This is a genomic window from Psychrobacter sp. LFX-11D (genome assembly GCF_904846475.1).
In the GTDB taxonomy this organism is placed as follows: Bacteria; Pseudomonadota; Gammaproteobacteria; order Pseudomonadales; family Moraxellaceae; genus Psychrobacter; species Psychrobacter cryohalolentis.
The window spans coordinates 192,271-214,786 of record NZ_CAJHAV010000004.1; the positions used below are offsets into that span (position 1 = coordinate 192,271).

General features: G+C 42.6%; 17 protein-coding genes, 2 tRNA genes and 1 other RNA gene. 6 read left to right on the forward strand and 14 right to left on the reverse strand.

Annotated features, from left to right (window positions below; all coding sequences use genetic code 11):
• Positions 1 to 1,365: a glycerophosphodiester phosphodiesterase family protein gene (locus tag JMX75_RS04900; protein ID WP_201531269.1), complete on the reverse strand. Its 1,365-nt coding sequence runs from the start codon at positions 1,363 to 1,365 to the stop codon at positions 1 to 3.
• A 159-nt stretch (positions 1,366 to 1,524) separates the two neighbouring features.
• Here JMX75_RS04900 and JMX75_RS04905 point away from each other — a divergent pair, with 159 nt between their 5' ends.
• Complete coding sequence (locus JMX75_RS04905) at positions 1,525 to 2,196, forward strand: alpha/beta hydrolase (RefSeq protein WP_201531270.1); 672 nt, start codon at positions 1,525 to 1,527, stop codon at positions 2,194 to 2,196.
• Between the two features lie 90 nt (positions 2,197 to 2,286).
• Positions 2,287 to 2,645: a transfer-messenger RNA gene (ssrA, locus tag JMX75_RS04910) on the forward strand.
• A 160-nt stretch (positions 2,646 to 2,805) separates the two neighbouring features.
• Here the strand turns inward: ssrA and JMX75_RS04915 are convergent.
• From JMX75_RS04915 to JMX75_RS04960, 11 genes are all read right to left on the reverse strand, one after another.
• A complete protein-coding gene (locus JMX75_RS04915; protein ID WP_227673008.1) occupies positions 2,806 to 3,348 on the reverse strand; it encodes a BLUF domain-containing protein in 543 nt (180 codons plus the stop codon).
• A gap of 344 nt (positions 3,349 to 3,692) precedes the next feature.
• A tRNA-Leu gene (locus JMX75_RS04920) sits at positions 3,693 to 3,779 on the reverse strand.
• 125 nt (positions 3,780 to 3,904) lie between these two features.
• Positions 3,905 to 3,978, reverse strand: a tRNA-Cys gene (locus JMX75_RS04925).
• Positions 3,979 to 4,106: 128 nt separating this feature from the next.
• Positions 4,107 to 4,241, reverse strand: a complete 135-nt coding sequence (locus JMX75_RS13110; RefSeq protein ID WP_223145227.1) for a putative transporter small subunit — start codon at positions 4,239 to 4,241, stop codon at positions 4,107 to 4,109.
• A gap of 88 nt (positions 4,242 to 4,329) precedes the next feature.
• Entirely contained in the window at positions 4,330 to 5,985 is a 1,656-nt protein-coding gene (locus JMX75_RS04930) for a sodium:solute symporter family protein (protein WP_201531290.1), read from the reverse strand.
• A 748-nt stretch (positions 5,986 to 6,733) separates the two neighbouring features.
• Positions 6,734 to 7,747: a formate dehydrogenase accessory sulfurtransferase FdhD gene (fdhD, locus tag JMX75_RS04935; RefSeq protein ID WP_201531271.1), complete on the reverse strand. Its 1,014-nt coding sequence runs from the start codon at positions 7,745 to 7,747 to the stop codon at positions 6,734 to 6,736.
• Positions 7,748 to 7,807: 60 nt separating this feature from the next.
• Positions 7,808 to 10,150 (reverse strand): FdhF/YdeP family oxidoreductase, encoded by a 2,343-nt coding sequence (locus tag JMX75_RS04940; protein ID WP_201531272.1) that lies wholly within the window; start codon positions 10,148 to 10,150, stop codon positions 7,808 to 7,810.
• A gap of 455 nt (positions 10,151 to 10,605) precedes the next feature.
• Positions 10,606 to 11,400, reverse strand: coding sequence for an ABC transporter ATP-binding protein (locus tag JMX75_RS04945; protein WP_011513927.1), 795 nt, complete (start codon positions 11,398 to 11,400; stop codon positions 10,606 to 10,608).
• A gap of 31 nt (positions 11,401 to 11,431) precedes the next feature.
• On the reverse strand, positions 11,432 to 12,331 hold the full coding sequence (locus tag JMX75_RS04950; protein ID WP_133104493.1) for an ABC transporter permease: 900 nt from the start codon (positions 12,329 to 12,331) through the stop codon (positions 11,432 to 11,434).
• Between the two features lie 348 nt (positions 12,332 to 12,679).
• The gene (locus JMX75_RS04955; RefSeq protein WP_011513925.1) at positions 12,680 to 13,705 is read right to left on the reverse strand and encodes an ABC transporter substrate-binding protein; all 1,026 of its coding nucleotides are present in this window, start codon (positions 13,703 to 13,705) and stop codon (positions 12,680 to 12,682) included.
• A 139-nt stretch (positions 13,706 to 13,844) separates the two neighbouring features.
• On the reverse strand, positions 13,845 to 14,894 hold the full coding sequence (locus tag JMX75_RS04960) for an ABC transporter substrate-binding protein (RefSeq protein WP_020443733.1): 1,050 nt from the start codon (positions 14,892 to 14,894) through the stop codon (positions 13,845 to 13,847).
• Between the two features lie 422 nt (positions 14,895 to 15,316).
• Here JMX75_RS04960 and JMX75_RS04965 point away from each other — a divergent pair, with 422 nt between their 5' ends.
• Positions 15,317 to 15,754, forward strand: a complete 438-nt coding sequence (locus JMX75_RS04965) for a hypothetical protein (RefSeq protein WP_133104496.1) — start codon at positions 15,317 to 15,319, stop codon at positions 15,752 to 15,754.
• A 99-nt stretch (positions 15,755 to 15,853) separates the two neighbouring features.
• Here the strand turns inward: JMX75_RS04965 and metG are convergent, their stop codons facing one another.
• Positions 15,854 to 17,956 (reverse strand): methionine--tRNA ligase, encoded by a 2,103-nt coding sequence (gene metG, locus JMX75_RS04970; RefSeq protein ID WP_201531291.1) that lies wholly within the window; start codon positions 17,954 to 17,956, stop codon positions 15,854 to 15,856.
• A gap of 408 nt (positions 17,957 to 18,364) precedes the next feature.
• A complete protein-coding gene (locus JMX75_RS04975; protein WP_201531273.1) occupies positions 18,365 to 19,780 on the reverse strand; it encodes a GntP family permease in 1,416 nt (471 codons plus the stop codon).
• A gap of 358 nt (positions 19,781 to 20,138) precedes the next feature.
• On the opposite strand from JMX75_RS04975, the gene JMX75_RS04980 reads away from it, so the two are divergent.
• From JMX75_RS04980 to JMX75_RS04990, 3 genes are all read left to right on the forward strand, one after another.
• A complete protein-coding gene (locus JMX75_RS04980; protein ID WP_201531274.1) occupies positions 20,139 to 20,852 on the forward strand; it encodes a CoA transferase subunit A in 714 nt (237 codons plus the stop codon).
• A 68-nt stretch (positions 20,853 to 20,920) separates the two neighbouring features.
• Positions 20,921 to 21,550: a CoA transferase subunit B gene (locus tag JMX75_RS04985; protein WP_201531275.1), complete on the forward strand. Its 630-nt coding sequence runs from the start codon at positions 20,921 to 20,923 to the stop codon at positions 21,548 to 21,550.
• 126 nt (positions 21,551 to 21,676) lie between these two features.
• A complete protein-coding gene (locus tag JMX75_RS04990) occupies positions 21,677 to 22,477 on the forward strand; it encodes a 3-hydroxybutyrate dehydrogenase (RefSeq protein WP_201531276.1) in 801 nt (266 codons plus the stop codon).
• Positions 22,478 to 22,516: the final 39 nt, after the last annotated feature.

Below are 22,516 nucleotides of genomic sequence, written 5' to 3' on the forward strand. Positions count from 1 at the left end.
TTACTTCAAACCTTTACAGTTGGCATAGTAACTGACCGTTGCTGGCCAATCTGAGAAGATGCCTTTCACTACAACTTCTTGCGCCAGCACATCAATGACATTCATGATGTCGCCATCGTTATTAATGGCGTCGCTAAGCCCACTATAATACCAGCCACCACCATTTTTTAATGGCCCTGACCGTTCAAGCGACCACGTGAGAATGTCGAGGCCATTGGCTTTGGCTTGCAAGGCATATGCCGACGGTAGCAGCTTGCCATTACCATCGCTGGTGACCAATAGCCAAGTTGCGGGGGCAATGATATTAACGCCGCGCGCTTTCAGCTCAGCCAATGAATGCTTCCACGTCGTTGGGTCGTTTTTATCAAATATTTTACCCGCCGCGCTCTCGTTGCTATCATCGATGAGGTAGACGGCATTGGTGGCATAGTTCGGTTCGTTATTAATCCAATAGTCAATATCTGCAAGATTAAATGACTGCGGATATACATCACTGGCGGGCACGCCTGCAACTTTATAAGTGTCAATCATTTGTTGACGATAAGTATCTAAACTATATCCATTAAATGGCATAGTAACCACGGGTTCTTTGAGCTCAGGTGTATGTTTCATACCCAAGCTACTGGCAAGTGCTATATGCTCTTTTAATGTCAATACTTCACCATTTTGTGAATACAAATCCGTTCGCCATGGGGCAGTCGCATTCATGTAGGCACTAATACTGGTTGCTTTCGGATTAGCGGCATCCATTTTTCCCGTTAAGCTTTTAAAATCCCTGACGCTAATATCTGAAGTGCGACATTCAATATCGGCGGCGTTGGTGAGAGATCCATTAGCATCTATTATAGGCGGTACGCTACATTGATTCGCTAGTGGCGTAGCAACAATATTGGTAGTGGTATGCAAATCGTTTTGGGCATGGCGACATACCAGCTCACCATCATTAGTGAAGGCCACATCGCACTCTAGGATGCCTGCGCCCATTTGTGCTGAAGCTACATAACCGTCATAAGTATGCTCAGGAAATTGTAGAGGCGCGCCGCGATGGGCGATAGAGAAACCTGTCTTGCTAGGTGTTTGACCCTTACATGCCAGCAACTCATCTTTTAGCGGGCTGTCATCCATATCGTTGACCAGATAAAATGGTCGAACACCATAGGTATAAGCTAGCGACTGTATAGGTTCAATCGTTGGCGGTAGAGTAGGTGGTACGATCATTGATGAACCGTCATCTTCATTACAGCCTATTAATAAAAAAGTGCTGATAATGGCTAAAGGTAAAGTAAAACCTTGGCGTTTGAATCTATTCAGCACTGCGTTGTATAGCTGCGCCCGCTCATTCGCTGAATTTTTTGAAATTGTCATGTAAACTACCCTCATAAATGTGCATAAATCATCATTACTAATTTTATGGTTACTGACTTAGTTCCTAAAATATAGGGTTATGTTTAAGGAATGATGACAACCAAAGTAATTTTGTAATATTAATTTTGTTTAAATTTTGACTCTCATTAAGGATAATTAATGAATAAGTATTTAGATGCCGTTATTGTCGAGCACAATCCTGCAAACAAAGCGATTAATCGATCCGTGATTTGGCTGCATGGTTTGGGTGCTAGCGGTCATGACTTTGAGCCAGTAGTGCCGCAGCTCGGCTTAGCGGATGGAATGGCAGTACGTTTTATCTTTCCGCATGCACCCAACCGCCCAGTGACGGTCAATGGCGGTATGGTCATGCCCGCATGGTATGATATCCTGGAGATGAGCCTTGAGCGCAAAGTTGATATTGCGCAGATTGAAGAGTCCGCACAACAAATCCATGACTTGATTGCTCGTGAAATCGAGCGCGGTGTGAAACCTGAACATATTGTGATTGCAGGATTTTCGCAGGGCGGGGCAGTGGCTTATCATGTGGCACTTGGTTACCCACAGCGCTTGGCTGGCTTGATGGCGCTTTCTACCTACTTTGCAACCAATGACAGCGTTCGCTATAGCGCTGTCAACACAGGTATGCCAATTTTGATCGAGCATGGTGCGCATGATCCAGTTGTTCCCGTTATATTAGGCGAACAAGCAAAGCAGTTATTATCAGAGAAAGGATATAGTGTTGCTTATCATACCTATCCTATGGCACATCAGGTATGTATGCCGCAGATTCAAAATATCGGTAAATGGTTAAATACCATACTGGCTTAGATAGTTGAGCTGTAACGTAATGTAATGTAATACAGAGCTCTAATAGGTTGCAAGCAGCCGTATATATGCTATATAATCATCGACCTTATTGGGGATGTTCTGGCTTCGACGCTGGTGATGAAACTCAATGATGCATGTCGAGAGTATATGTCCTCTCGTTAATCAAACATATATTGTTATAGTCGCAAACGACGAAAATTACGCTCTAGCAGCTTAAACCCTGTTTACTTGGTTGCTGATCATCTACAGTTGGTCAACTAAGTTGAAGCGTCCGCATGTAGAAGCGCCACAAGTGATTGTCTCAATTGCTTGGGTTTAAAAGTAGAGAATCGGCTAATCCATCCTGACTGTCGGATCGGTGCAGACTAAAATTAAAGACAGAAACTAAACATGTAGATTCATGAGCGTAATGCTGGCGGACGCGGGTTCAACTCCCGCCATCTCCACCAAATAACGATAAAGGGCTGACCGTCATAGACTGTTAGCCCTTTATTTTGGGCGTTTTTCAGGTATATAGAGGTATAGCGTCCTATATAGTAGGCTATACATTAGACGATTAAGTTGTTCTTACCCTATAAAATATACTCATTCTAATCGTCTGGTCAAAAACTAAGATTTTTTCATCTTAGACTCGCGTTTTTCTTGTCGTTCTTGAAGTTTTGATAACTTGTCTATAAACATTGTAATTTGAGAAGTACTCATTAGGTAAGGGTTGAATTCATTGCTGGCTGAGTATTTCATAACATACTCTTTATTCTGATCATTAGCCGTTAAATATTTCATTGACCATTTATTCCAATGCCGTTCCTCAATTTCACGGCACTCAATAATTTGCAAAGAAAAATGTCGCTTATCCTCAATCAATTTTTTTAACAGATTGTTAATAACTGGTCTTGCGCCCTCAATAACTTGGAGAAAATAGTTTTCATTAATTACTAATGCACCAGTAATACCATTGCGCTGCGCCTGCTCAAGAATACGTGCTACTTCGATATTTGAATTTTCGGTGTTATAGCGGTTAACATAAGTTAGACGCAGGATAATATGCTCGCCATGATGACTATTTAAATTGTTTTTATCGGAAAGCTCATTCAGCTTTAGCTCCATAATGTACTCCAGCTTATGAAAAATTGTTTTTATTTGACGGTTCATCGTCATTATTCAATATAAGAATTTTAACTGTAGCTAAAAAACTTGTATGAAACAAGCAGGTTGAATAAGGCTTTGTGTTATCTAACAACTATCATTAGCTAGTGCTTTCTAAATAAATAAAGTGATGCTATTTCAATCGATTAATAATTTAGAGGATATAATCTATGTCTATTCATGGAACACGTAACGACAAAGAATACGATAGTATTAAAGCGCTTGGTGGCTTTTATGCCTGAATTTCTCATTAGAATCACAGCATCATCTGCTGATAGTAGAGGTAAGAGAAAGTTAATGATATACAATAAGAAAAAGGCTTCCAATTTCTTGGAAGCCTTTCAATATAATGGTACCCGGAGCCGGACTTGAACCGGCACGCTATTACTAGCGAGGGATTTTAAATCCCTTGTGTCTACCAATTTCACCACCCGGGCAAAACTTGTATTATCTAATAAGTAAGCTTTCTACTTGTTAGATAGTGGTCGATATTATAAGCATTTACATTAATAAAGCAAGCTAAAATTAATATAAATCCTAATAAATTTTTAACCTAAATAATTGGAGGCTGAGGTCGGAATCGAACCGGCGTTAACGGAGTTGCAGTCCGCTGCATGACCACTCTGCCACCCAGCCAATCAAGGACGCCTATATTAGCAAATATAATTTAAATTACAAGCCCTTTTTGATATAAAGACCGATTATTTATCAGGTTAGGCGTATTTAGCGTCATATCACGATAAATCCTATCCTTAATTAAGTCTCTAAACGATACTTTTATTGTTATCTACGGCCTTTTTTACATCTCTATAGGTCGCAGTGCAAATAAGTATCAGTACACCCAGCGTGATTGCTGGCCAGATTAAGATATAAAGCCCATAAAAAAACGTGGTTTCCATATTAACTCCTTTATTTTAGGTATTAAAAATGAATGATGAATACATCAAGCCATTAAAAAATTCATCAAAACGTCGATAAGATATAAATCTAGTTTTGAACGTTGGTGGTCGGCGGTATGTTGGGTTTATGGTCATAGTCGCCAACGCGCTGTTTAATAAGATCAAAGTCAAAATGCTCGTTGCTCATGAGGCTGATAATGATGCAGACGATTGCACTGGCACCATAAGCGGTCAGTGATGCAAGCAGCACCATATATTGACGTAAGAAACCAGTGGCAAATATCAGCATCAGTATCAGTGTAAGGGCAGCAGCTGTCACAGCCATTTTTCGACCTAAAAAGCCAAATACCATGAGTCCAATTACCACAGCAGCACCAACGCTTGCCAATACTTCAAAAAACAGCGCCGTAACGCCAATGATAGGTATGAGCTCAAAGCGAGCGGTACAGAATAATAATAATCCGACGATGACGGCTGAAGTAAAGGCAGTATTGGTCACGCGATTCCAGAACACACTGGCAATCACTGGGAATACAATCGCACCCCATAACGCACCGACGAAAACCAGCATCACGAGAATATCAAGCTTAAAGCTGGCAAAAATCAATCCTGCTGCCGTAGCGACAATCATGGTTCCGCGACCGACAAGCATCATGGTTTTTGGGTTTACGCCGCTTTTTTTGGCAATATTCTTGCCATAAATGTCAGCCATCATAATGGTAGATAGTGCTGATAAATCTGAATCAGCTGTTGAGGACAGTGCACCAATAACCAAGATAAAGAATAAGGCGATGAATACCGGATGTAGATACGTGCTGACCATTTGCGGAATCAAATTATTCATATTGCCATTGAGCGGCTCAATACCTATGGTTAATGCCATAAGTCCAATCATGCCGAGACCAATTACAATACCGGCATAGCCGACAGTAGCAGTAATAAAGGTTGCTTTAATTTTGCTTTTATCAATGGCAAATAGACGCTGGGTAATGGTTTGATTGCCAATAGCATAAGCCAATACTGCGACAAAATAGGGCGCACCTTGCTGAAAAAAGGCTTCAGATGAAAAGAAGTCTTGTTGCTGCAAGGTTAGATTTGAAAGCCCGCTGACCATGACGGAAGGACCACCCATCGAAAACAGTACCGCTGGGATAATAATGACACCAATCGCCATTAACGCGACCAATTGGGCAAAATCGGTGAACACTGAAGCACGAAATCCAGAAGTTAAGGTATAGCTTAGCACTCCGACGCCAGCGATAATCACCCCTGTTTGGAATGACAAAGGTGATAATACTGATACCAATGCGCCAGCAGCGGTGAAATTGACCATCAAGCTAATTAAGCTGCCCATAAGGTTAGATATGGCTAAAATTAATTGGCTTGATGAGCCATGGCGGGCGTGAATAAGTTCACCCAAGGTATGTCCATTAGGGGCAAGTTCACGAAATCGCATCCCAAAAGGGTAGATGAATAAAATCATCAAGGCACCCCAAAAACCATAATGTAACGGTCCTGAGACGCCATATTTATAGCCGGACGTGGCAGCTGCATAAAATGACGCTGCCCAGATCCAAGTAGCGGTCATACTGGCAGCGCCCATACCAAAACCGACGTTGTGACCGGCGACCATAAAACCTGAGGTCGTCTCCTTATCTTTTTTTATTAATAAAGACAGCAGATAAGTACCACCATAAAATGCCAGTAATAGCAAAATGATGGTTAATGCTGAAAATTGGAACAATGACTCAGTTTTCAAATTCCTACCTCGCAATTGTTATAAGTAAAATGTAGATTAAAACGTATTCTCCCAGACTATCAGGTATGCAAAAACGACCTATTCAGCCTATAGGTCAATTATCGGTAGCACGCAACGAGATGAACCGTCACAAAAAAAATCGAAAGCGGATGGCTTTTGCCTCTATATGACTTCATCATAAATTATGAAGGATATGTCAAAAATCATAGGGACAACGCTCGATATGCGTCTGTAAATGGCTGAACCATTACGCTACGAATGATGCATACGTGATATAGCTGGCTGCTGATAAAGGCTTGTACAAGCATCTATAGCAATAATACGGATGAGCGGTAAGTCGCAACTGCTTGACTTATGCTAGGTTTAGATAGCGTGTATCAGATATATATAACCATGGATCGAGTATTGTTTTACTCAATCTATGGTCTAATACACATAATCCGTAATCGTGATGCCAGGTGATAAATGTCTAAGCATTTAACCTGACATACGTAGCATTGATAATTAAAACTACAGTAATGTTAAATATTAGTAACATGTTTGTGCCTTAAGACTAACCTATTCTGCTATCAATCACAAATTTTATGGTTAATTATTATAAATAATGATATATAAATTTGATCATTGAAAAGTCTGTTCGACAGATGAGGAAGATATTAAAAAACAAAGTTTGATGGAGGTGGTTAGACAAAGAATGTGTTCAAACATTAGAGTAGAAGAGGGTCTATGTATTTTAAGAGTCGGCATAACCTGCGTAGTAAGTCACGCGGTTATCACGTAAAAATCCTGCTAGGCCTAAGCCATAACGCTCGGCAACACGTACCGCGGTACTGGTCGGTGCAGACATACCAATCAGCCAAGGTATACGACTACGAATGGATTTTTGTACCAGCTCAATCGATAAACGCGAAGTCATTAGCACATAGTCAACCTCTACCTTATGATGCAACTGCCATCCTATGAGCTTATCAAGGGCGTTATGGCGCCCCACGTCCTCAAATAGGTACAGCTGCTGCTCGTATAGGGTTGCAGCAGCATGGACAGCGCCTGTGAGCTGATGGGTATGCTGGGCTGCATTGATTTGCGCCTGTATACTCAGTAAATCGTCAAGACTAGGCATCGCTCTACTAAGCAATAGCTTGTTTATCTGATATTTACTTAGATCGGGTAGTGCTTGCGTTAAACCCGTTATGCCGCACATACCGCATCCTGTGCGTCCTGCCAGTTGGCGTTTTTGCGCTTGAATACGCTGATGACAGCGCTGGTTTAAGACTAGCTCGACCACGTATATATCATAGTCTTGCAGCTGCTCTGAGAGCTGATCCAAGCTTATAAGCTCATCAGTCACATTAGAATTAAGAAAGTCTTTATTAGAAGAATTTTGAATGAAAGAATCAGGAGTAAAGTCTTGATAACTTTCATCGTCTGTTAATTGAGTAATATCCCAATCTAGTAATTCATGACTATGCTGAATCAATCCTTCACTATATAAAAAGCCGATGGCAAGGTATTCGAGCTGATAAGGACTTGCCATCAAGACAGCGTAATGAATGCCATTAATCACAATGGCTACAGCTGCCTCAACAGCCAACATTCCTGACTTGGTATCAATATCCAGCGGCGCATTCTTAGCAGCATCTAAAAATGTATCTGATGCATAGCTGTGTTTATATGCCACATGTAGCCGTGATAATGGCGCATCTTTCTTAAAGATATCTTCTGCAGCCAAGTGAAGTTTGTTTGCCATTGTGAGTGCTTGTTAGCCTGTGTTATTAATAAAATAAAAGTTCTAGTGCCGAGACATCCATCATACGGCAGTTGCCATACTGCTTTGTTCAAGACACTTCAATACCACGGTAACAGACTTATAAGCAGGTGTTCTGGATTCCGGCGCATGACTGTCCAAATCAAGGAGGTCATTACATTCAGGATAATAGGTTGCCACTGCATTCGCTGCAATATCCATCTCTGTCAGTATCAAAGGTCCTAACGTGCGCTCAGCATTTTGACTGTCTTGGCGCGATACCATGATTTGATCGCCTTTTTGCCAACCTAAGCGACTGATTTCATCTGGATGCATAAAGAGCACATCACGACGATCAGTCTGTCGGTAGCGATCTTGGAAGCCGAATATCATGGTGTTAAATTGGTCATGACTACGGACACTGGTTAGTTGCCAGACGTTTTGCTCAGCAGACTGGTTCATATCAAAGGTTTGATTGTTTACTGAATTATTTTGATAATCGGATGTCGTTTGTGCCATTTGCGTGGCAACGTAGGTAATCGGGTATTTCGGCACTTCAAACTGTGCTTTGCCACTCTCGGTATTCCATACCCGATGGCGCGCCGAATGATACAGATGAAAACCACGCTCAGCGGCACGAATACGCTGATTAAAGTTTTCAAATCCTTCAATCGCTTGCGCAATATAATCACGAATAACATCAAAATCCGTACTCATCGCTTGCCAAGGGATTGAGGATTCAGATCCAAGTACATGAGTTGCCATATCTGCAACGATTTGCGCTTCGGATTTTAGCGTGTTACTGATAGGCTCAAGGCGTCCTCTGGTCGCCACAACTTGACACATTGAGTCCTCAATGGTGGCAAACTGCTCACCTTTATCAGTGATGAGGCGCTCGGTACGACCGATGCAAGGCAGGATAAGGTTGTTTTTACCAGGATATAGCATGGTTTCGTTAAGCTTGGTTGCGACAAAGACATTTAACTGGGTAGTAGTCAGCGCCGCTTGAATCGCACTTTTATCTGGCGCGGCAACCGCATAGTTGCCACCCATACTAACAAAGGCTTTGATGCCGCCTTTTATTAGTGCCTTTGCACCGGCGATGACATCAAGACCATCTTCTTGTGGCATCGGCTGCTTAAAAACGCGCTCAAGACTATCAAGCAAGCTCTGCTTAGGGCGTTCATGAATACCCATGGTACGATCACCCTGCACGTTTGAGTGTCCACGTACAGGCGATGCGCCTGCACCATCAATACCAATCATACCCATCAACAATAGCAAGTTAGTAATCATGGCAACATTATCCTCGCCTTGTACATGCTGAGTGATGCCCATGCCCCATGTGCAAATCGTTGCTGGACTCTCAGCAACCAACTTTGCGAGCATAATAATCTCTGCTTTACTAATACCGCAGCCAAGCTCTACATCCGTCCAAGATTGCTGACGTAACCAAGCGTCCAGTTTGTCATAGCCTGAGGTATGCTGCTCAATAAAACCACTGTTTATCTTACCGTTTTTGGTGAGCCATTTGGCCATGCCGGTTAATAAAGCCGCATCGCCACCGATTTGTATTTGGATAACCTCATCGACCATCTCATCACTTTGACCTGCTGCCATATGGGAGGGTTTTTGCGGATTTCTAAACTTGCTTAGACCTTGTTCGCGCATGGGGTTAATAGAAATAATGCGGCAGCCTTGCTTATGCGCGTGCGCTAGCATCTCAAGCATACGTGGGTGATTGGTTGCAGGATTTTGCCCAAACATTAAAATCAATTTAGCCTGCTCAAAATCTTCCAATATTATGGTTGCTTTGCCGATGCCTAGCTGCTTACCTAGCATCACTGACGTTGGCTCATGACACATGTTTGAGCAATCAGGCAAGTTATTGGTGCCAAAACAGCGCACAAATAGTTGAAACATAAAAGCAGGTTCGTTGGTTACCCGTCCTGAGGTATAAAACAGTGCTTCATCTGGCGAATCAAGCTGTTTTAATTGGTCAGCGATAATCTCATAAGCCGCTTGCCAAGAAATCGGCAGATAGCGGTCTTGAGTAGCATCATAATAGAGTGGTTCTGATAAGCGTCCACTGTGTTCAAGCTCATAGCCTGACCAGCCTTGTAGCGCTGTGACTGTATTATTAGCAAAAAAAGCCGCGTCTGCTCGTCTGTTCATCGTTTCACTGGCGATGACTTTGATACCGTTTTCACAGACATCTATGGCCTTATTTGACTTGTGATCGGGCCACGCACAGCCCGGACAATCAAAGCCGTCCTTTGGCTGATTGCTATGTAAGACGCTGATACTGCCGCGCAAAAAAGCCTTGTAATCCATTAAGGTACGCGTAGAGGCAATCAGTGCAGGCCAGCCCGCTGCAGGGTGTATATAAACAGGAATTTTGCGCATGATAAACCTTATAGGCGAGTGCTGATAGATAACGGTCATTTTACTAAGAGCAGATGTATAAACGCTTACTATATAATGGCTAGTGGCAAAGTGGCGATATCATTACTTATCAATAACAAAAACCTCAAAGCAAATCAGGCGTGGCTGATGAGTAGAGGGCTTTGGTATATAAAAAGCGAGCTGATTCAAAAGATATAGTCAATGAAAAGTAATATCGGCATATTATGTACTGCTGGTATCAATTTTTCTTGCTTGCTGTACCTACGTAGACAGAGGCTGCAAAAAATTTGTACCAGCATTACCGTAGCGTTTTTAGGGTATGTTGACTATAGTGACGTTAGATTCTCAATTGGGAATAACGATCAGCTATTATTTTTATCGTAAACCAAAAGCAAAAAACGCCTACGATTAAGTAGGCGTTTTTTATTTATATTCAAAGAAATACGTGTTATCGGTTAGCTTAATATTAAGCTGTCATCATCAACTTTCTCGCCGCGCGTTTGCTCAAACATATCGAGTAGATCATGCACAGTCATGCCTTGACGTTTATCACCAGCCACATCTAATACCACTTGACCTTGATGTAGCATCACGGTACGCGTGCCATGAGCGAGCGCTTGCTGCATCGAGTGCGTGACCATCATGGTGGTAAGCTGATTATCAGTGACAATTTTATCTGTTAGCTCTAACACAAAAGCGGCAGTTTTAGGATCAAGCGCCGCCGTATGCTCATCAAGTAGTAGAATCTTAGACGGCTGCAATGATGCCATCAATAGGCTAACCGCTTGGCGCTGACCACCGGATAACAGACCCATGCGGTCAGTCAAACGATTTTCTAAGCCAAGTTTTAAGACCGACAATTTTTCGCGAAATAAGTCACGGTTATTTTGGTTTAGAGCAAAGTTTAAACCACGTTTGCCACCGCGTTTATAGGCAAGCGCCATGTTTTCTTCAATCGTTAACGCTTCACAAGTTCCCGCCATTGGGTCTTGAAATACACGAGCCACCCAATGAGCACGCTGGTGCGCGGTCTTTTTGGTGACATCAATGCCATTTAGTAAGATTGAGCCACTATCGACGCGAGTGGTACCACTGACCGCGTTTAAAAAGGTCGATTTGCCCGCGCCATTGGTACCGATGACAGTGACAAATTCACCATCAGCGATATTTAAATCGATACCACGTAGGGCAGGGTTTTCAATGGGCGTTCCAGGATTAAAGGTCAACCGCAAATCTGTAGCTTGCATCATAATTATGATTCCTTATGGGTGCACATTGACATTAAGCCCGAACTTTACGACTTAAGAATTTATTTTTAGCTTTTGGCAATACCAATGCCAATACTACGAGTAGCGCTGTAATCAAGTTCAAATCTTGCGGACCAAAGCCAATACTGCGCAGGGTATCGCTTGATAGTGCCACTTGAATAAACAGCTTGTACAGTACCGCACCGACGACCACAGCAAAGGTAATCAGCCAAATGCGCTTAGCCGGAATAATAGTCTCACCAATGATGACCGCTGCTAGACCAATAACAATGGTACCGATACCGATCGAGATATCTGCGCCACCTTGGGTCTGGACAAAAAGCGCGCCAGCTAATGCAATCAAACCGTTAGAGATTGCCATACCAATGATGGTCATCCATGAGGTATTGATGCCTTGCGCTTGCGCCATGCGTAGGTTAGAGCCTGTTGCTCGCATAGAGAGACCGGTTTCGGTACTATAAAACCAATTTAAAAATAACATGGCCAGTAGCACGACAATACCAATGATCAGACAGCGCATCCAATAGCCATTGCCATCATGGACCAAGGTACTAAAGACAGTCGTTTCACCCAACAGCGGCAAGTTTGGTGCACCCATAATACGTAGGTTGATAGAATAGAGCGCAACCATCACCAAGATACTGGCAAGGAGCTGTAATATGCCAAGCTTAACGTGCAACCAAGCAGTGACGATACCGGCAATTGAGCCGGCTAGCATACCAAAGGCGCAAGCAAGCCATGGATTGACACCAGCGATGATAGAGATGCCAGCGACCGCACCACCTAATGGAAAACTGCCGTCAGCGGTCAAATCAGGGAAGTCGAGGGTACGAAATGAAATAAGGACGCCAAGCGCCACTAGGCCATAAATCAGACCACTTTCAAGTGCACCAAAAAAAGCAATTAAAGACATAAGAGATCAGTAAGTCATAACCAAGTGTTTAGAGAACCATGAGGTTGAGATGAGTGGTATATATCAGCATCATCTATAAGCCAAACACTTAGGCGGTGAATTTAACAGATTGTATAATCTGCAGCTAGGGTAAAGCGCAACCGATCACTGTCATAAATGATCATAATCTTTGCTTATTGAAAGCCTTTAAACAACAAGCCCAGCCTACTGACACATAGCTGGGTTTTGTTTGTAGCAATAATTCGTACCAATAAATAGCAAGGTAAAGCTAATGTAGACGATAATGACAGCTTGCGCAATCAACATTATCATCTACTGTTTGTTTTATACTGATTAGGTAAAAGGCAGTTACTCTACCACTTCTTTTGCTTTATCAATAACCGCTTGTGGTAAGGTGATGCCTTGCTCTTTAGCATGTTTTGGGCTGACATATAAGTCAAGAACTTTTGGCGTGTATACGGGAATTGCGCCTGCTTTTTCACCATTTAGGATACGTACAACGATTTTGCCAGTTTCACGACCAAGATCATAGTAGTTGACGCCCAATGCTGCGATGGCACCGCGCTCAACTGAGCTGGTATCCGAAGCAATTAACGGAATCTTACTTTCTTTAGCGGCTTGATATAGTGACTCATAAGCTGAAACCACGTTATTATCCGTTGAGGTGTAGATCATATCGACCTTACCTTCTAGGCTACGTGCTGCCATTGCAATATCAGTACTACGCTGGGCAGGAGCTTCATGTACTTTAATGCCAAGTGGCGTCAGTTTTTCTTTTAGATTTTTTAGGATAATCGTTGAGTTGACTTCACCTGGGCTATAGACGTAGCCGACGTTTTTGAGACTAGGAATAATTTGGCGCATCAAGTCGATCTGTGGCTCATAAGGAAGCGCATCAGAACCACCAGTGACGTTGGTGCCAGAACCATCAAGTTTTGAGACCAGTTTGGCTTCAACCGGATCAGTAACTGCTGAAAACACTAACGGGATACTGCTGGTTGCAGCAGCGACTGACTGAGCCGATGGCGTACCAATAGCAATGATAACGTCTGAATTGTCGGCGACGAATTGCTTGGCAATCTGACCAGCAGTAGCAGTATTACCTTGAGCACTTTGAAAGTTAACTTTCAGGTTTTCACCATCTTTAAAGCCGGCATCGTTTAGCTCATCGATTACGCCTTTACGTACAGCATCAAGTGCTGGATGCTCAACGATAGCGGTAATAGCCACCGTTTTCATTTCTGTTGTGGTATCGGTGCCCGCAGTACCATCAGTCGCGGTACCTTCTTTAGCTGGCTGATTACAACCAGTCAAAATAGCGGTACATATACCGCCCCATAAAAGAGCTTTGGCAAAACGATTCTGATACAACATGGGTCTTACTCCTGAAAATAATAATGTGTCCGTACATTATATAAAAGATAAATAGAAGATCTTACGTACTGCGGTTATAAACAGTGTTTGTTATAAATTATAAGCTATCTACTGCGTATTCACTCTTATCTACCAGCAATCATTTGCTGGCAGTTTTTGCTTTTTCATCGACATTAATAGCATTTTTCAACAGCTCATCTGACAGTACTACACCTTGCGTTTTAGCATGTTTAGGGCTGACGTAGAGTGTCAATTCGTTCATGACTTCAGGCTTAACGGTACTGACCGCTTCACCATTTAAAATGCGATAAACCATCTTACCTGTCGTACGACCAAAGTCATAATCATTGACACCAAGTGCTGCTGTGGCACCGCGTTGGACACTGAATTCATCAGAGGCAACAATAGGCAGTTTTAGCTCATTGGCAGCTTGTGCCATGGCTTCAAAGGCTGAGGCAACATTATTGTCAAACGAGGTATAAATAATATCCGCGCGACCCTGTAAGCTACGTGTCGCCATACCGATATCTGTTGGACGGTTGGCTGGAATATCTAGTAATGATAAGCCACGTGCCGGCAGCGCTTTTTTAAGCGCATCACGCAATGATACCGAGTTGGCTTCACCAGGACTGTATACATAGCCAATGGTTTTGAGGTCAGGCTTGATTTTTTGGAGCAAATCTAGCTGTGGCTCTAATGGTAATTGGCTTGAGAGTCCGGTCAAATTGCTTTGAAAAGGTTTACCATCTGCAGTGATCAATTTGGCACCCAGTGGGTCTGAGACGGCGGTATATATAATTGGTATGGTCGTGGTTGCAGATACGATAGATTGTGCCGATGGGGTTGAGATAGCAACGATGGCATCAGGATTGTCGCCGACGAACTGCTTGGCAATTTGTCCTGCGGTTGCCGTATTGCCTTGCGCACTTTGAAAATTAACCTTTAGATTTTGACCTTCGACATAACCGTTATCCGCCAACTCATCAATAATGCCGCGACGCATATCATCCAATGAGGGATGCTCAACGATTTGAGTAATTGCCAATGTTTTGGCAGGTTTTTGAGCAGTAGTGGTACTGTCATCGGTAGTCGTTGTAGTGTCTGCAGGTTTAGAGCAGGCTGATAATCCAAGCGCGGCGCTCATCGCAGCACCAAGTAGGCTAAAGCGTAAAGTAGTAGCAAAAATCATTTTATAGTGGCTCGTAGGTTAGAAAGTGCAGGTTACCCGAGTCAATGTTATGTGAATGCTGAGATAACGGGCTAACATCAAAGTAATCAATCCATTGATCATTATGTTCATATTATGACAGTAATGTAACTTATCGCAATAAAAAATTAAAGCGTATTCGTCACCAGTGTTATTAAAGCAAGTATTGACTGTTTTATTTGGCAAAATCATCTTTATTCGGCAAAACTCTGCTTAAAAAACGCACAAACCAGCAATTCAGCGATTACAAACGCACTTTATAATGAATGTAAGCTAATTTCTATACGAAAGTTACAGTGAGTCTGAAATCCATATCATTATCAATCATGCTGACATTAGTGAATGTTCAACAGACTCTACCATCTACTTAATCTTTTTCAAATGAATATTTTAAGGATGACATTATGAACACTACTAATCTTAAGTTATTAACCATCGCTGGCATTACAGCGATCTCATTGATTTCCTTACCTGCTATGGCAAAAGAGGGTCACGGTAATAATCATGGCAAGGGCAAATCTGCGTATGTCGGTAAAGATAAGCATGAACAAGTACAGCTCAAGCAGCATCAGTCAGAAAAATATAAATTTAAAAATGGTTATAGCAGCAATGCCCAGCCTAACATTAATGCTTATCGTCATGCTAACTCTAACGCCTCATTCAAGCGTGATCTCGATCAATACGGTTACAGAGTAGTCGGCAACATTGATAGAGATATTTATGATCGTTCGGTAATTTTAGACCGTTATGATGACCGCTATGTTCGTATTCGCACGCCAGAAAATAAAATTGTGACGGTCGTTAATGATACGTTGCAGATCATTGATATTTTGACCAGATAAACAGCAAGCTTACTTTCTATTCTTTTTAACATAAAAAACGGTCTATTTAGACCGTTTTTTGTTTTGCTCTTTTATTACTACTTAATTAACTTAACGTTTTTAAGCCAGTGAATCACCGATAACGGCTTCATCAGGTAAGGTAATTACCACCAGACCTGTTTTCGGGTCGCCTGACGACAATATCATGCCTTCCGATATGCCAAATTTCATCTTACGCGGTGCCAAATTGGTCACGCAAATAACCTTTTTACCTTGTAATTGCTCAGGCTCATAGAATTTTCGAATACCGCTAAAGACGTTGCGAGGTTGTGCTTCACCAACATCTAGTGTGAACTGAAGCAGTTTGTCCGCGCCTTCGACATGGTTGCAAGCGATAACATGAGCGACTTTCATCTCGACTTTGGCAAAGTCCTCGATACCGATATAGTCTGCTTGTTCGGTACTGCTTGGCATTGCTGCAGGCGAGGTATTTTTTGCTGCTGCTTTATCGTCTTGGCTAGCGGTAGGTGCACCTACTTGTGTCAATGAGGCTTTAGAATCTTCAACCATCGCTGCAATATCTTTTTCTTCAATACGCTGCATCAGTGGTTTAAACTTATTAATTTGATGACCAAGCAACCACTCATTACGGCTGGCAAAACTTAAATCATCAATGTTCAAGAATTCTTTAGCATTGGCAGTCAGCTCAGGTAATACAGGCGCAAGATATACCATCAATTGACGGAAGATATTGATTGCCACAGAGCAGATATCTTGAACTTCTTGCTCTGCGCCTTCAACCTTGGCAAGCGCCCACGGTTTTTTGTCATCGATGTATTCATTGGCTTTATCAGCACACTGCATAATCAGGCGCATGGCACGAGAAAATTCACGGTTTTCATAAGCCGCAGCAATCTCATCGCCCGTATTGGTGATGTCTTCTAATAGGCTTGGCTCAGCACAGACGTCTGTCAGCATACCATCATACTTTTTGACCAAAAACCCAGCGCTGCGACTGGCGATATTGACTACTTTACCAACGAGATCAGAGTTGACCTTTTGCATAAAGTCTTCTAAATCAAGGTTAATGTCTTCGACTTTGTCAGATAACTTACTCGCAAAGTAATAACGCAAGTACTCAGGATGCAAATGCTCAGCATAAGTGTCGGCTTTAATAAAGGTGCCACGCGACTTACTCATTTTTTCGCCATTGACCATCAAGAAGCCATGAGCAAAGACGCCAGTTGGTGTACGGAGTTCACTACCAGCAAGCATGGCAGGCCAAAATAGCGCATGGAAGTAAACGATGTCTTTACCGATGAAGTGATACACTTCGGTTTTATGCTCGTTTTCTTGCGCCCAATAATGGTCAAAGTCTAGAGCCTCTTCTGTACCTGCACGCTTATCACACAGGTTCTGAAAGCTTGCCATATAGCCAACAGGCGCATCTAGCCATACGTAGAAGTATTTGTCTGGCTCATCGCTTGGCGTGTCTGGAATTTGAAAGCCAAAGTAGGGCGCATCACGCGAGATATCCCAACTGGTCAAGCCGGCATCGAACCACTCTTGCAGCTTATTGGCAACTGAGGTTTGCAAGCGATTATCACTGCGCGTCCAATCCTTTAAAAATTGCTCAAACTCTGGTAAGTCAAAGAAATAATGCTTTGAAGTCTTTAGAATAGGCGTCGCATTTGATAACGTAGAGTACGGATCTTTAAGTTCTGTCGCATCATAAGTCGTACCGCAGACTTCACAGTTATCACCATATTGGTCGGTAGCGGCGCACTCAGGGCAGGTACCTTTAACAAAACGATCGGCTAAAAACAGCTGTTTTTCAGGGTCAAATAGCTGCTCCACATCACGAGTAGAGATATGACCTGCATCTCTAAGGCGGCGATAAATCAGCTCAGAGAATTCCCGATTTTCTTCTGAATGCGTTGAATGATAATTGTCAAAATTAATCAAAAACTTAGCAAAATCGGCTTCATGAGCAGCTTGCACATTGGCAATTTGCTGTTCTGGTGTTACGCCATTGTCTTCGGCTTTGAGCATGATGGCAGTACCATGAGCATCATCCGCACAGACATAAGTCACCTTATGACCTTGCGCCTTCATCGACCGTACCCAAATATCAGTTTGGATATACTCTACAAGATGCCCCAAGTGAATGTCTCCATTGGCGTAGGGCAGGGCACTGGTTACTAAAATCTCACGCACTTTCATCACCTATATTCTTATATAAACGGGTTGGTTATCAATAGAAATTGAAAAAGTGTGCCTATGATACCGTAATTCGGCTAAATTTGTGATATTGCTTACGAATTAATATGGTAATAAGCGCTATAGTTGATTCACTTTTAGAAGAGTGCAGCGCTACTGGTATTAATTATTCGTAGACTCTGTCTGCGTAGGAACAGCAAGCAAGAAAAGTCTATACCAGTAGTACGTTATGATAAGTGTAATGTATTTATTGATATTTATGATAAAAGTCCAACATAGTAAATCCTTATAAAGTGCTCATAAAACCCCCGCTAAGCTTTTGCTTAGCGGGGGTTTTATGAGCGCTTTACAACAGGGAAGCTGTCCCTTTTTTAGATTGAATCCATTATAGGCTTTACTGATTCAACCCAATTAAAATGAACCAAACATCGTGCCCAAGGTAATGACAACGACGACAGCAATCAGTGGAATAATCATGGTGACCATTGCCAAGTTTAAGTAGGACTGTTTATGTGTCAGACCACAAATGGCCAACAAGGTAATGACCGCACCACTGTGTGGTAAGGTATCCAAACCGCCTGCTGCCATTACCGCCACTCGATGCATGAGTTCTGGATCAATACCAGCTGCTACTGCCATTCTTAGATAATCTTCACCCAAGGTTGAAAGTGCGATACTCAAACCACCAGATGATGAGCCAGTAATGCCAGCCAGCGTGGTCATAGCGACTGCTTCTGAGATGAGTGGATTGTCTGGCGTTAGATTCAAGATACTATCACGAATGAGAAGAAAGCCTGCTAATGACGCGATAACGGCACCATAGCCTACTTCCGACGCGGTATTAAAGATCGGTAACATCGAGTCATAAGTACCGCGGTTGATGGTTTTTTGTAGGTTGGTCCAATGACCGAGACGCATGACGATTAGCACGATACAAGCTACAACCAATGATAGGATGATCGACCATAGCCCAAGTGAACCTGCGATATTCAAATCTGGGAACTGAGTCTGTAGACCACTAAAATCCATCGATGGAAAGATAAAGTAAGTTAGTAAAGCGTTCAAACTGATGACCAGTATCAGAGGAATCATCGCAACGGTGAATGAGGTATGATGGGTACTAAGCAAGTTGGTCTCTGCTGCGCCTCCACCAACGCCGCCTACATCGCTCTCATCATGCTGACCATACCCTTCACCAGCGGCATTCGCTTTTCTGGCACGCGATTGCAACCACAACCAACCACAGACAAACATAATCGTACCACCAATAAGCCCCAAGACAGGTGCGGCAAATACGTTGGTATTATAGTAAGGAATCGGAATAGCATTCTGAATGGCAGGCGTGCCAGGTAATGCTGTCATGGTAAAGGTAAACGAACCTAGGGCAATCGCTGCTGGAATCAAGCGCTTAGGAATATCAGCAGCTTTAAATAAGTCTTTGGCGATTGGATAAATAGCAAATGCCACGACAAACAGTGACACACCGCCATAGGTCAAAATACCGCAAACTAAGATAACCGCCAAAATCGCTTTACTGGCACCAAGCTTTTCGACCACCGTTTTGGCAATCGCTGTTGCCGCCCCAGAATCTGCCATCAAACGCCCAAAGAGTGCGCCTAATAAGAAGATAGGAAAGAATTTGAGTAGGAAGCCACTCAATGCGCCCATAAAGACATCAGTATAAGCAGGAATACTGCTTAAAAAATCACCTGAAAGCAGTACGGCTAAAGCAGCCATAATTGGCGCTAAAATCAGTACGGAATAACCGCGATAAGCAAAGAACATCAAAAGTAATAAAGTAATAATAATAGCAAGTGTGCTAAACATGATCGCCCTCCTTGGCTAAGTTAAGCCTGAGAGTATGCAGGGCATAGGGAAATAGGTCAATAAAATTAAACGTAACGGGCGATTTAACGTATTTTATCAAACATTATTTTAGACAATTAGGATGGTGACCTCACCTATATTGATCAAGCTGCGCTGCCTTGTACGCGCTTTATATTATTTTCTAGTCGCTGCTAGAATAATATGTTAAGTTATTACAGCTGTACTCTAGATTTTATAGTGATATAAATTGTATTGCTTTAAATATAAAGCTGATTGGTAGTCTAGTGTTTGCTCGAATAAGCAAAACCTATAATGAATCAATGTAAATAATAAAAATGAGACGTGCAAGGAGATAAGCATGAGTCAATCAAAGGTGTATGACAGCGCAGAAGCGGCGTTGAGTGGTGTTGTGCGTGACGGACAAACGCTGGCAATCGGTGGTTTTGGTCTATGCGGTATTCCTGAAGCGTTAATCGAAGCATTGCGGGATAGTGGTGCTGAAGATTTGACGTGCATCAGTAACAACGCTGGTGTCGATGACTTTGGCTTGGGATTGTTATTACAGACGCGCCAAATTAAAAAAATGATCTCATCTTATGTGGGTGAAAATAAAGAGTTTGAGCGCCAGTACTTGGCAGGCGAGTTGGAAGTTGAGCTGACTCCGCAAGGGACATTGGCAGAAAAACTGCGTTCAGGTGGTGCAGGTATTCCGGCATTTTATACCGCAACCGGCGTTGGTACCTTAGTTGCTGAAGGTAAAGAAACCCGCGAATTTGACGGTCGTACTTATGTGCTTGAGCATTCATTACGCGCTGATGTGTCATTGATTAAAGCGCAGAAAGCCGATAAGGCAGGCAACTTAATCTTTAATAAAACGGCGCGTAATTTTAACCCAGACTGTGCGATGGCGGGCAAGATTACCATTGTTGAAGTTGAAGAAATTGTAGAAACTGGCACCTTGAATCCTGATGAGATTCATCTGCCGGGTATTTTTGTGCAGCGTATCGTATTGAATAGCAGCCCTGAAAAGCGTATCGAAAAGACGACAACTAAAGTGGTCGAAGGTGCTTAGTCATTGCGATTACAGCATAATTAATAAATTTATAATAATAGAATATCGTAAAAATTAAGGAAGCTACCATGGCATGGACAAGAGAGCAGATGGCACAGCGTGCCGCACAAGAGTTACAAGACGGTTATTATGTTAACTTAGGCATAGGTCTACCGACACTCGTTGCAAACTATATCCCTAAAGACGTCGATGTCTGGCTACAGTCAGAAAACGGCTTATTAGGTATTGGCGAGTTTCCTACTGCAGAAAACGTCGATGCAGATTTGATTAATGCAGGTAAACAAACGGTCACTGCCGAATCAGGTGCGAGTTATTTTAGTAGCTCGGAGTCGTTTGCGATGATTCGTGGCGGTCATGTCAACCTTGCAATATTGGGGGCAATGGAAGTCTCAGAGCAAGGCGATTTGGCAAACTGGATGATTCCCAAAAAAATGGTCAAAGGCATGGGCGGCGCGATGGATTTGGTCGCAGGCGTACAGCGTGTGATTGTGCTCATGGAGCAAGTTAATAAACACGGCGAGCCAAAAATCCTTGCCAATTGCGAATTGCCACTGACAGGGAAAGGCGTTGTTGATCGTATTATCACAGAGCTTGCCGTACTTGATGTGACTGATAATGGCCTAAAATTGGTTGAACTTGCAGAGGGTGTTAGCTTCGATGAGCTACAAGAAAAAACACCAGTGAGCATTGCTCAATAGCTTTGATAAACCACTCAATAGTTCAAATACTGATTAGTAAATTGTTTAATAGCCACTATATTTTAGTGGCTTATTTATAGGCTTCATTCATCACTACACACCATCACCTATTATTAAGGATAATATATGGCGACCCAATTACAACAAGATTTGACTGGCAAAGTAGCATTGGTCACAGGCGCTGCCAGTGGTATCGGACGTGATATCGCTGAAACTTATGCGAAGGCAGGCGCGGCAGTCGGTATTGCAGATATTAATCTTGAAGCTGCTCAGCAAACTGTCGATGCTATTGAAGCCGCAGGCGGGCGTGCCGTTGCAATTGCGATGGATGTAACGTCTGAAACTGCTGTTAATGACGGTGTTCAGAAACTGGTCGATACCTTTGGCGGTATTGATATTCTGGTATCTAACGCCGGTATTCAAATCATTGACCCCATCCATAAAATGGCGTTTGAAGATTGGAAAAAAATGCTCGCTATTCACTTAGATGGTGCATTTTTGACCACCAAAGCTGCTATACAACATATGTATAAAGACGACAAAGGTGGCACAGTGATTTATATGGGCTCTGTACATTCGCATGAAGCATCACTGTTTAAAGCGCCTTATGTCACCGCCAAACATGGTTTACTTGGTCTATGTCGCGTATTGGCAAAAGAGGGCGCTGCCCATAATGTACGCTCGCATGTGATATGCCCAGGGTTTGTCAAAACGCCTTTAGTCGAAAAACAAATCCCTCAGCAAGCGGCTGAAAAAGGCATTAGCGAAGAGTCAGTAGTGAACGATATTATGCTCGTTAATACGGTTGATAAAGAATTTACAACGGTTGATGATATTGCTCAACTGGCTTTATTTTTGGCTGCATTTCCAAGCAATGTCTTTACCGGACAATCGATTGTCGCAAGCCATGGCTGGTTTATGAATTAAGAACTTGTTTAGTCAGTCATCTTAATTGCTATGAGTTTG

What these genes read in the sequence shown, in the direction of transcription:
- fdhD (WP_201531271.1), bottom strand. Translation starts at nt 7,747, where the DNA reads ATGGCAAACAAACTTCACTTGGCTGCAGAAGATATCTTTAAGAAAGAT.
- JMX75_RS04915 (WP_227673008.1), bottom strand. Translation starts at nt 3,348, where the DNA reads ATGAACCGTCAAATAAAAACAATTTTTCATAAGCTGGAGTACATTATG.
- JMX75_RS04940 (WP_201531272.1), bottom strand. Translation starts at nt 10,150, where the DNA reads ATGCGCAAAATTCCTGTTTATATACACCCTGCAGCGGGCTGGCCTGCA.
- JMX75_RS04965 (WP_133104496.1), top strand. Translation starts at nt 15,317, where the DNA reads ATGAACACTACTAATCTTAAGTTATTAACCATCGCTGGCATTACAGCG.
- JMX75_RS04985 (WP_201531275.1), top strand. Translation starts at nt 20,921, where the DNA reads ATGGCATGGACAAGAGAGCAGATGGCACAGCGTGCCGCACAAGAGTTA.
- JMX75_RS04960 (WP_020443733.1), bottom strand. Translation starts at nt 14,894, where the DNA reads ATGATTTTTGCTACTACTTTACGCTTTAGCCTACTTGGTGCTGCGATG.
- JMX75_RS04950 (WP_133104493.1), bottom strand. Translation starts at nt 12,331, where the DNA reads ATGTCTTTAATTGCTTTTTTTGGTGCACTTGAAAGTGGTCTGATTTAT.
- JMX75_RS04990 (WP_201531276.1), top strand. Translation starts at nt 21,677, where the DNA reads ATGGCGACCCAATTACAACAAGATTTGACTGGCAAAGTAGCATTGGTC.
- JMX75_RS13110 (WP_223145227.1), bottom strand. Translation starts at nt 4,241, where the DNA reads ATGGAAACCACGTTTTTTTATGGGCTTTATATCTTAATCTGGCCAGCA.
- JMX75_RS04975 (WP_201531273.1), bottom strand. Translation starts at nt 19,780, where the DNA reads ATGTTTAGCACACTTGCTATTATTATTACTTTATTACTTTTGATGTTC.
- JMX75_RS04955 (WP_011513925.1), bottom strand. Translation starts at nt 13,705, where the DNA reads ATGTTGTATCAGAATCGTTTTGCCAAAGCTCTTTTATGGGGCGGTATA.
- JMX75_RS04900 (WP_201531269.1), bottom strand. Translation starts at nt 1,365, where the DNA reads ATGACAATTTCAAAAAATTCAGCGAATGAGCGGGCGCAGCTATACAAC.
- JMX75_RS04980 (WP_201531274.1), top strand. Translation starts at nt 20,139, where the DNA reads ATGAGTCAATCAAAGGTGTATGACAGCGCAGAAGCGGCGTTGAGTGGT.
- metG (WP_201531291.1), bottom strand. Translation starts at nt 17,956, where the DNA reads ATGAAAGTGCGTGAGATTTTAGTAACCAGTGCCCTGCCCTACGCCAAT.
- JMX75_RS04945 (WP_011513927.1), bottom strand. Translation starts at nt 11,400, where the DNA reads ATGATGCAAGCTACAGATTTGCGGTTGACCTTTAATCCTGGAACGCCC.
- JMX75_RS04905 (WP_201531270.1), top strand. Translation starts at nt 1,525, where the DNA reads ATGAATAAGTATTTAGATGCCGTTATTGTCGAGCACAATCCTGCAAAC.